This is a genomic window from Pseudomonas sp. EGD-AK9 (genome assembly GCF_000465935.2).
Lineage (GTDB): Bacteria > Pseudomonadota > Gammaproteobacteria > Pseudomonadales > Pseudomonadaceae > Aquipseudomonas.
This window is the reverse complement of the sequence record NZ_AVOF01000104.1, coordinates 1-8,715: the sequence shown is the minus strand read 5'-3', so window position 1 is coordinate 8,715 and position 8,715 is coordinate 1. Positions and strand designations below refer to the sequence as shown.

General features: G+C 67.4%; 11 protein-coding genes. 5 read left to right on the top strand and 6 right to left on the bottom strand.

All coding sequences use genetic code 11. The features are described 5' to 3' along the window. The first annotated feature begins 117 nt into the window (after nt 1-117). Nucleotides 118-333 (top strand): dodecin, encoded by a 216-nt coding sequence (locus N878_RS05800; RefSeq protein ID WP_021442739.1) that lies wholly within the window; start codon nt 118-120, stop codon nt 331-333. On the opposite strand, the gene N878_RS05795 is transcribed toward N878_RS05800, so the two are convergent. Beyond that, on the bottom strand, nt 302-1,279 hold the full coding sequence (locus N878_RS05795; RefSeq protein WP_021442738.1) for an NAD-dependent epimerase/dehydratase family protein: 978 nt from the start codon (nt 1,277-1,279) through the stop codon (nt 302-304). The genes N878_RS05800 and N878_RS05795 overlap by 32 nt on opposite strands. A 290-nt stretch (nt 1,280-1,569) precedes the next feature. Between N878_RS05795 and N878_RS05790 the strand changes: the two genes are divergently transcribed. Then, entirely contained in the window at nt 1,570-2,151 is a 582-nt protein-coding gene (locus tag N878_RS05790; protein WP_021442737.1) for a hypothetical protein, read from the top strand. Between the two features lie 6 nt (nt 2,152-2,157). Here N878_RS05790 and N878_RS05785 read toward each other — a convergent pair whose 3' ends face one another. The 3 genes from N878_RS05785 to N878_RS26660 form a co-directional block, all read right to left on the bottom strand. Continuing rightward, nucleotides 2,158-3,387 carry a nucleoside recognition domain-containing protein gene (locus N878_RS05785; protein WP_021442736.1) on the bottom strand — a complete coding sequence of 410 codons (1,230 nt, stop codon included), beginning with the start codon at nt 3,385-3,387 and terminating at the stop codon, nt 2,158-2,160. 160 nt (nt 3,388-3,547) lie between these two features. Next, nucleotides 3,548-4,006, bottom strand: coding sequence for an inhibitor of vertebrate lysozyme family protein (locus tag N878_RS05780; RefSeq protein ID WP_021442735.1), 459 nt, complete (start codon nt 4,004-4,006; stop codon nt 3,548-3,550). 10 nt (nt 4,007-4,016) lie between these two features. Further along, nucleotides 4,017-4,181, bottom strand: coding sequence for a DUF1328 domain-containing protein (locus tag N878_RS26660; RefSeq protein WP_021442734.1), 165 nt, complete (start codon nt 4,179-4,181; stop codon nt 4,017-4,019). 367 nt (nt 4,182-4,548) lie between these two features. On the opposite strand from N878_RS26660, the gene N878_RS05775 reads away from it, so the two are divergent. After that, nucleotides 4,549-4,953, top strand: a complete 405-nt coding sequence (locus N878_RS05775; RefSeq protein WP_021442733.1) for an acyl-CoA thioesterase — start codon at nt 4,549-4,551, stop codon at nt 4,951-4,953. Between the two features lie 63 nt (nt 4,954-5,016). Here N878_RS05775 and N878_RS05770 read toward each other — a convergent pair whose 3' ends face one another. Continuing rightward, the gene (locus N878_RS05770) at nt 5,017-6,117 is read right to left on the bottom strand and encodes a TRAP transporter substrate-binding protein (RefSeq protein WP_021442732.1); all 1,101 of its coding nucleotides are present in this window, start codon (nt 6,115-6,117) and stop codon (nt 5,017-5,019) included. Between the two features lie 245 nt (nt 6,118-6,362). Here N878_RS05770 and N878_RS05765 point away from each other — a divergent pair, with 245 nt between their 5' ends. Both N878_RS05765 and N878_RS05760 read left to right on the top strand, forming a co-directional pair. Further along, entirely contained in the window at nt 6,363-6,908 is a 546-nt protein-coding gene (locus N878_RS05765; RefSeq protein WP_021442731.1) for a TRAP transporter small permease subunit, read from the top strand. Further along, complete coding sequence (locus N878_RS05760) at nt 6,901-8,277, top strand: TRAP transporter large permease subunit (RefSeq protein WP_021442730.1); 1,377 nt, start codon at nt 6,901-6,903, stop codon at nt 8,275-8,277. The genes N878_RS05765 and N878_RS05760 overlap by 8 nt, the downstream gene beginning before the upstream one ends. Before the next feature lie 108 nt (nt 8,278-8,385). On the opposite strand, the gene N878_RS05755 is transcribed toward N878_RS05760, so the two are convergent. Continuing rightward, the coding region (locus N878_RS05755) for a general secretion pathway protein GspB (RefSeq protein ID WP_031302807.1) at nt 8,386-8,715 on the bottom strand (330 nt) is incomplete at its 5' end.

The window sequence follows — 8,715 nt, the reverse complement described above, 5'->3', positions numbered from 1 at the left end:
GCGCGCCGAGCGTCTGGCCGCCTGGTTGGCGCGCGAGCTGCAGGCCTAGCACGGCGCGCGCGCAACCCCCGTGGCGCTGGTCTAGGCTTGCTGCAGGCCCACTGCGGAGCGCACAGCATGTCCGACCATCGCACCTACAAGAAGATCGAAATCGTCGGCACCTCCAAGATCAGCATCGAGGACGCCATCCAGAACGCCCTGGCCGAATGCGCCAAGACCGTGCGCAATATGGACTGGTTCGAAGTCATCGACACCCGCGGGCATATCCTCGACGGCAAGGTGGCGCACTACCAGGTCGAGCTCAAGGTCGGCTTTCGTCTGAGCGGTAGCTGATGCCCTGGGCGGCGAGGAAGGCGAGGAAGGCTTCGCGGCTGGAATAGCGCGGTTGGTAGCCGAATTCCTGCTTCAGCCGCTGGTTGGCCAGCACCGGCCGGTAGCGCAGGAAGTCCAGTTGCTCCGGGCCGTACTGGCTCAACCCCAGCGGCTTGAGCAGGCGCAGCGCGCCGCCGAGCAGCGCCGCCGGCAGCGGCCGGTAGGGCTTGCCGAGGATCGCGGCGATTTCCTTGAGGCTCAGCGCGCCGTCGCCGGCCAGGTTGTAGATGCCCTCGCTAGCCTCCTCCAGGCCCTGGCGGATGATGCCGACCACGTCCTGCTCCCAGATGAACACGAAGCGGCTGGCGTGACCGCGCACGCCGAGCACCGCGCGTTTCTTGAACAGGTCGCTGATCGGGTTGTTCAGGCGCTTGCCGAGGATGGTGCCGGGGCGCAGCACCAGTTGGCGCAACTGGGGATGTTCCTCGCGGCAGCGCGCCAGCAGTTGCTCGATCTCCAGCTTGTGCTTGGCGTAGGCGAAATGCGGGTGGCCGCGCAGCGGCTGGTCTTCGTCGATCCACTCGGCGTTGTCCGCGGCGTAGCCGTAGGCGGCGCCGGAGCTGGTCACCACCAGTTGGCGCACGTCGTTGGCGACGGCGCTGTCCACCAGGCATTGGGTGCCGCCGACCTCGATGGCGTGCAGGTGCGCCTCGCTCATGTCGCGCGGCGGGCTGATCACCGTGGCCAGGTGGACGATGGCGTCCGGCTTCCAGCCGCCTACGCAGGCACGCACCTGGGCCGGGCGGCCCATGTCCAGCAGCACCGGCTCGACGTTGGCCTTCAGGCCGCGACTGTCGAGCGGGCGGATGTCGGCGGCGATCAGCGTCCAGTCGGGATGCTGGATGGCCAGCTCGTCGAGCAGCTGATGGCCGATAAAGCCGGCCGCGCCGGTGATCAGAACGCGCATAGCAGTCTCCCGGCGGATCGCGGCATCCGCCCTGGCCCGTTCAACTGCCGAAAGGGCCCCACCGCGACGGGCGTGGCCCCTTGATAAACGGGCCTTGTGGTTATTGTTTGCAGCCCGGCGCCAGGCTAGGCACAGGCTCGCCCTCTGGCAGTGGCGGAACTCGCCAGCGGCCATGGCGATTCACGCCAGCGGGACGAATGGTGTGGCGCCGCGCACAGCCAGGCCGGCCGTGGCTGGCGAGGCGCGGGGGGATCGGGCAAGCTGGCGGGGCTTATTCAGGGAGGATAGTCATGTTCAGGATGCTGCTGGTCTTTCTCGCCATGCTGGCGATAGGCGGTTGCTTCGACAGCACACCGCCGCTCGCCGAGGAGCGCCGCCTGCTGCTCAGCGCTGCGGATTTCGCCGCCTACCAGGCGCCCGCCGCGGGGCGTTACGAGAAGCTGGTGAGCTACGCCGCGCGCAGCATCGACCTCAGCTTCGAGAGCGCCGGCAGCGACTGGTTCTACCTCTACAGCGGCGTCTCGCTCTACCCGCGCGCCAGCGATGCGCTGATGACCAGCTACGCCGAGACCTTCGGCGCCTCGTTCGGCCTGCGCGACAGCGGCCTGGTCGAGCAGGAGCTGGAATTCGAGCTGGAGCTCGCCAGTCGCGCCAGCCTCAAGCTGCTGACCGAGGACGGCGAGCCGGTGGGCAACCTGTTCTATGCCACGGTCGGCAACAAGTCGCTGTTCGCCATCTTCACCGGCGTCTACTTCGAACGGGGCGAAGATTTCTCCGCCTTTATCGCGCCCAAGCTCACCGCATTGCGCGCCCACCGGCACGCCGACCCGCTGCTGAGCTGGGCCGGCAGCAAGCTCGGTTTCGCCGAATGAGCGGCCTCAGCCGAAGAACCAGTAGGTCACGCCGATAGCCGCCACCACCCCGGCCAGTTCGGCCAGCAGGGCGCAGCCCACGGCGTGGCGCACGCGCTGGATGCCGACTGCGCCGAAGTACACCGCCAGCACGTAGAAGGTGGTCTCGGTGCTGCCCTGGACGGTCGCCGCGGCCAGCGCCGCGAAGCTGTCGACGCCGTGGGTCTGCATGGTTTCGATGAGCATGGCGCGCGCCGCACTGCCGGAGAACGGCTTGACCAGCGCGGTGGGCAGGGCGTCGACGAAGCGGGTGTCCCAGCCGCCCCACTCGACCAGCCAGCGAATGCCGTCGAGGCCCAGCTCCAGCGCGCCGGAGGCGCGCAGCACGCCGATCGCGCAGAGCATGGCGACCAGGTAGGGCAACAGGCTCTTGGCCACGTCGAAGCCCTCGCGGGCGCCCTCGACGAACTGTTCGTAGACCGCCACCTTCTTCAGCGCGCCGACCAGCAGGAAGGTCAGGATCACGCCGAACAGGGTCAGGTTGCCGAGCAGCGAGGACAGCGCCGCCAGCGCGGTGGCGCTGAGGCTGGCGAGCAGCGCCATGAAGCCGCCCAGCAGCAGCGCCCCGGGAATCAGGTAGGCCAGCACCACCGGATCCCACAGGCGCAGACGCTGCATCAGCGCCACCGACAGCAGACCGACCAGGGTCGAGGCGCTGGTGGCCAGCAGGATCGGCAGGAACACCAGGGTCGGGTCGGCCGCGCCCTGCTGCACCCGGTACATGAAGATCGACACCGGCAGCAGGGTCAGCGACGAGGCGTTGAGCACCAGGAAGAGGATCTGCGCGTTGCTCGCCGTGGTGCTGCTGGGGTTGAGCTCCTGCAGGCTGCGCATGGCCTTGAGGCCGATCGGCGTGGCGGCGTTGTCCAGGCCCAGGCCGTTGGCGGCGAAGTTCATGGTGATCAGGCCGAGCGCCGGGTGGCCGCGCGGCACCTCCGGCATCAGGCGGGCGAACAGCGGGCCGAGCAGCCGCGCCAGGGCGTCGACCAGGCCGGCTTGTTCGGCGATGCGCAACAGGCCGAGCCATAGGGTCATGGTGCCGAACAGCAGCACCATCACCTCCACCGACAGCTTGGCCATGGCGAACAGGCTCTCGACCATGGCGCCGAACACCGCCGGGTCGCCACCGAGCAGCCAGCGCGAGAAGCCCGCCACCGCCGCCACCAGGAAAAAGCTCAGCCACAGGCCGTTGAGCATGTCGATCCCCCTTAGCTCGAAAGTCGCGGCGCGACGCCTTCCTTGATGGCCTTCTCCTTACGGGAGAAGGTGGCGCGAGGCGCCGGATGAGGGAGGGCATGCCGTTATGGCGGGGGATGATAACGCGGCGACGGCCGGCGAGGGGCCGTCGTCGTGTGCCTCAGAACCAGTTGGGGTCTTTGCGCAGCTGTTCCTCGAGCAGCCGGCGCACTTCCTCGTCCGGCTCGCCCAGCCAGCGCAGGCTGGCGTGCTCGCTCGGCGCGCGGTCTTCCGGCAGGTTCTCGGGCACCTGCACGTAGAGCGCGTAGGCGTTGTCCTTGTCCCAGTCGAAGGCGAGGTACAGGCGTTGGTTGAAGCAGTTGTGCGCCTCGCACAGCTGGCCGACCAGGAAGCGGTCGCTGGCGCTTTCCACCGCCTGCATCGGCGTCGACGGGCCGCTGAGGTTCATCAGCCAGTCGGGCAGGCGCTGCTCCTCCTGCACCAACTCCTGCCAGGCGGCGCGGTACCCGGCGTCGCTGCTCAGCAACTCGCCCGGATGCAGGTGCGCGTCGCGGTCGGCGGCCTGGGCCGCCAGGGCGCCGCCCAGCAACAGGGCGGCGGCGATGGCATGAATGCGCATGCAGACCTCCTTACAGACGGGGGCGACGGCCCATGACGAACGAGATGATGAACAGCACCAGGAACACCACGAACAGAATCTTGGCGATGCCCGCAGCGGTGCCGGCGATGCCGCCGAAGCCCAGCACGGCGGCGACGATGGCGATGATCAGAAAGGTCAGTGCCCAGCTCAACATGGCGTTTCTCCCGTTGCGATGAAGGCGGATGGCGCGGGTTCGCACACCTCCGGCCTTTTCTTGGCGTTGCGAGCGGAACGAGTCCGGTCACCCGCCAGGGTCGTTGCACCGCCCGTGCCAGTTCCTGGTCCAGGGTAAAAATCTTGAAAATCAGCGGCTTGCGATATCCGGGAAATGACGGCGGCGGGCATCCTGCCCGATGCGCCCGGCGGCGGCCGTGCAATTTGCCCGACAGCCCAGGCGCCACGCCGCCTGCACGGCCGCCAGAGTGGTCGCCCGCCGACCGCTCAGTCGGTATACTCGCAGCGCCCGCGTACCACGCGGGTTCCGCGCCCAGAACAACAACCGCGCCGCGAGCCTCGAGCCGATGAACGACTACGAACAGGAAGACCCGATCCCCCAAGGCGACCTGGCCTTGCAGATCACCGCGCTGCCACGCGAGACCAATGGTTTCGGCGATATCTACGGCGGCTGGCTGGTGTCGCAGATGGACCTGGCCGGCACCGCCATGGCCAGCAAGGTCGCCGGCGGCCGCGTGGCCACCGTGGCCATCGACCGCATGGCCTTCCTGGTGCCGGTGGCGGTGGGCGCGCAGCTGTCGTTCTATACCCAGGCCCTGGAAGTGGGGCGCAGCTCGATCCAGATGATGGTCGAGGTGTGGAGCGACGACCCCTTGTCCAACGAATGGCGCAAGGTCACCGAGGCGGTGTTCGTCTTCGTCGCCATCGACGGCAGCGGCCGTACCCGCCCGGTACCGCCACGCCGCGGTTGAGCGCAACGGCCGAACCAATGAAAACGCCGGCTAGCAGCCGGCGTTTTGCTGTGCGCTGAACGCTTAGCCGCGGATGTTGTAGATGTCCTTCTCGTTGAGCTCCGCGTAGTCGTACAGGCGCTTGAGGTAGGCCTTCTGGTGTTCCCAGACCTTGGTCGCGGCCGGGTCGGCGGCGGCGCTGGCGTCGACCACCTCGGCGGCGACCTCCTTCAGGCGGGCCAGCACCTCGTCCGGCAGGCGGCGTACGTCCACGCCGTCGGCCTTGAGCTGCTCCAGGGCTTCCATGTTCTTGGCGTTGTAGTCGTCGAGCATGTCGCCGTTCACGTCGCGGGCGGCGGCGCGCACGATGGCCTTGAGGTCGGCCGGCAGGGTCTCCCAGGCCTTGAGGTTGACGTCCAGCTCGAACAGTACGCTCGGCTCCTGCCAGCCCGGGGTGTAGTAGTACTTGGCCGCCTTGTGCAGGCCCAGGGCCAGGTCGTTGTACGGGCCGATCCACTCGGTGGCGTCGATGGCGCCGGTCTGCATGGCAGTGAAGATCTCGCCGGCCGGCATGTTGACCACGGTGCCGCCCATCTTGGTCAGCACTTCGCCGCCCAGGCCCGGGGTGCGCATCTTCAGGCCCTTGAAGTCTTCGACCGAGTTGATTTCCTTGTTGAACCAGCCGGCGGTCTGTACGCCGGTGTTGCCGCAGGCCATCGGCAGCACGCCGAACGGCTTGTACACCTCTTCCCACAGCTGCTGACCGCCGCCGCGGTGCAGCCAGGCGTTCATTTCCTGGGCGTTGGGGCCGAACGGCGAGGCGCAGAAGAACTGCGCGGCCGGCACCTTGCCTTTCCAGTAATACGGCGCACCGTGACCCATCTCGGCGGTGCCGCGGGAGACTGCATCGAACACTTCCAAGGCCGGCACCAGTTCGCCGGCGGCGTAGACCTTGACTTTCAGGCGGCCGTTGCTCATCTCCTCGACCAGCTTGGCGAAGCGCTCGGCCCCCACGCCGACGCCGGGGAAGTTCTTCGGCCAGGAGGTGACCATCTTCCAGTTGAAGGTCTGGGAACTCGAGCCCTCTTGGGGTGCGGCGGTGGTGCCGGCTTCTTCTTTACAGCCCGCCAGTGCGGTGGCTGCGAGGCCGACGCCTGCTGCGGCGAGTATGTCGCGACGTTTCATGCAATGCTCCTTCTTGTTGTATTGGTCTGACCACGGGATCGCCGAAGGTAGACCGGGCGTGAATAACATAGGGGGTCGTGACCCTCAAGCCTAGCTGCTACGACTAAAGTTGTATGAGCATTGCTGCATTGCCAGCAGCCTGCCTAGAATCGCCGGCCCTCGACCCACAAGGTTGCGGGAGGCGTGGCGTACGGCCGACCGGGCCGGCGTCCTGTCCCCTACCCAATAACGATAAAGGACTCACTATGTCCGACAAGCCATCGCTTCCCCTCGCGCTTGCGTACCTGATCGATGCTCTCAACGCCTGGTTCGGCAAGGCCTGCGCCTGGCTGACCCTGTTCCTGGTGCTCGGCACTGCCGTGGTCGTGGTGCTGCGCTACGGCTTCGGCATCGGCGCCACCGCCCTGCAGGAAGCCGTGCTCTACGCCCATGCCCTGGTGTTCATGGGCGCCACCGCCTGGGTGCTGCAGCGCAATGGCCACGTACGCGTGGACATCTTCTTCCAGAACTTCAGCGGCCGCCGCCAGGCCCTGGTGGAAATCCTCGGCAACCTGCTGTTCCTGCTGCCGGTGTGCCTGTTCCTCGGCTGGGCCAGCTGGGACTACGTGAGCAATTCCTGGGCGACCCTGGAGGCGTCCAGCGAGTCCGGCGGCCTCAAGTTCGTCTACCTGCAGAAGAGCATCATCCTGGTGCTGGTGGTCAGCCTGGTGCTGCAAGGCATCGCCAACCTGATCAAGGCGCTCTACGTCATCAGCGGTCGCCTGCCGGCTCCGGAGGTGAAGCATGGCTGAGTTGATGGCGATTCTGCTGTTCGTCAGCATCTGCCTGGCCTTGATGGCCGGCTATCCGGTGGCCTTCACCCTGGGCGGCGTGTCGCTGCTGTTCGCTGGCATCGGCGTGCTCACCGGCACCTTCGACGCCGGCTACCTCAGCGCCCTGCCCAACCGCCTGTTCGGCATCATGAACAACCAGACCATGCTGGCGGTGCCGCTGTTCGTGTTCATGGGGGTGATGCTGGAACGCTCGCGGGTGGCCGAAGACCTGCTCGAGTCGATGTCGCGCCTGTTCGGCACCCTGCGCGGCGGCCTGGCGATCTCGGTGTGCGTGGTCGGCGCCCTGCTGGCCGCCAGCACCGGTATCGTCGGCGCCACCGTGGTGACCATGGGCCTGCTGGCGCTGCCGACCATGCTGCGCCGCGGCTACGACCCGGCCATCGCCACCGGCACCCTGGCCGCCACCGGCACCCTGGGGCAGATCATCCCGCCGTCGATCGTCCTGGTGCTGCTCGGCGACGTGATGTCCAGCGCCTATCAGCAGGCACAGCTGAAGATGGGCATCTTCTCGCCGAAGACGGTGTCGGTCGGCGACCTGTTCGTCGGCGCGCTGATTCCCGGGCTGCTGCTGGTCGGCCTGTACATCCTCTACATCATCGCCGTCGCCATTATTCAGCCGAAGAAGCTGCCGGCGCTGCCGCAGGAGGAGCTGGGCCCGATCGAGTGGGGCAAGCTGATCAAGGCGCTGGTACCGCCGCTGATCCTGATCGGCGCGGTGCTCGGCTCGATCCTCGCCGGCTACGCCACGCCCACCGAGGCAGCCGCCCTCGGCGCCGTCGGCGCCATGCTGCTGGCGCTGAGCAAGAACAAGCTGAACTTCGGCCAGTTGCGCGAGGTGGCCTATGGCACCACCGAGATCAGCGCCATGGTCTTCATGATCCTGATCGGCGCCTCGCTGTTCTCCCTGGTGTTCCGCGGCTTCGGCGGCGAGGCGCTGATCGAGGACGTGTTCGCCCAACTGCCCGGCGGCGTACTCGGCGCCTTCTTCCTGGTGATGCTGGTGATCTTCCTGCTCGGCTTCATCCTCGACTTCATCGAGATCACCTTCGTGGTGGTGCCGATCGTCGGGCCGGTGCTGCTGGCCATGGGCCTCGACCCGATCTGGCTGGGGGTGATGATCGCGCTGAACCTGCAGACCTCCTTCCTCACCCCACCATTCGGTTTCGCCCTGTTCTACCTGCGCGGGGTGACGCCGAAATCGGTGGCCACCAGCACCATCTACAAGGGGGTGGTGCCGTTCATCCTGATTCAGATTCTGCTGCTGGTGATCGCCTACATCTTCCCGGGGCTGATTACCTGGCTGCCGGAACAGGTCTACGGCAAGTAGCGCCTCGGCACTGGGCGACAAGGGGCGGGACCGGCGACGGTACCCGCCCCTCGTTTTTGGAGGAACTGGCGCAGACCCCGCAGCGGGGGCATGGGGAGGCTGCGTTGCTCAGTTCAGGCGCATCCAGTACTTGCGCTCCTGGTAGCCGAGCACGATGCCGTCGCGGGTGATGAACTGCAGGCGCAATTCCGCATTGAGACGATCACCCTCGCGCAGGGTGCGGCCGCCGGCGCGGATGAAGCGGGCGCTGGCGTCCGAGGAATAGACGTGGGCGTTGATGCCCAGCTCGCGCAGCTGGCGCTGCACGCCGGAGGGCAGGCCCTTCCAGTGGGCGACGTCGCGCAGGCGCGGATCCGCCGGGACGGACTCGTCGGCATCGTGGCGCTGCGGGATCTCCGGCGCGCGGCTCGGGGCGGTGGCGAGCACGCTGGGCACGGG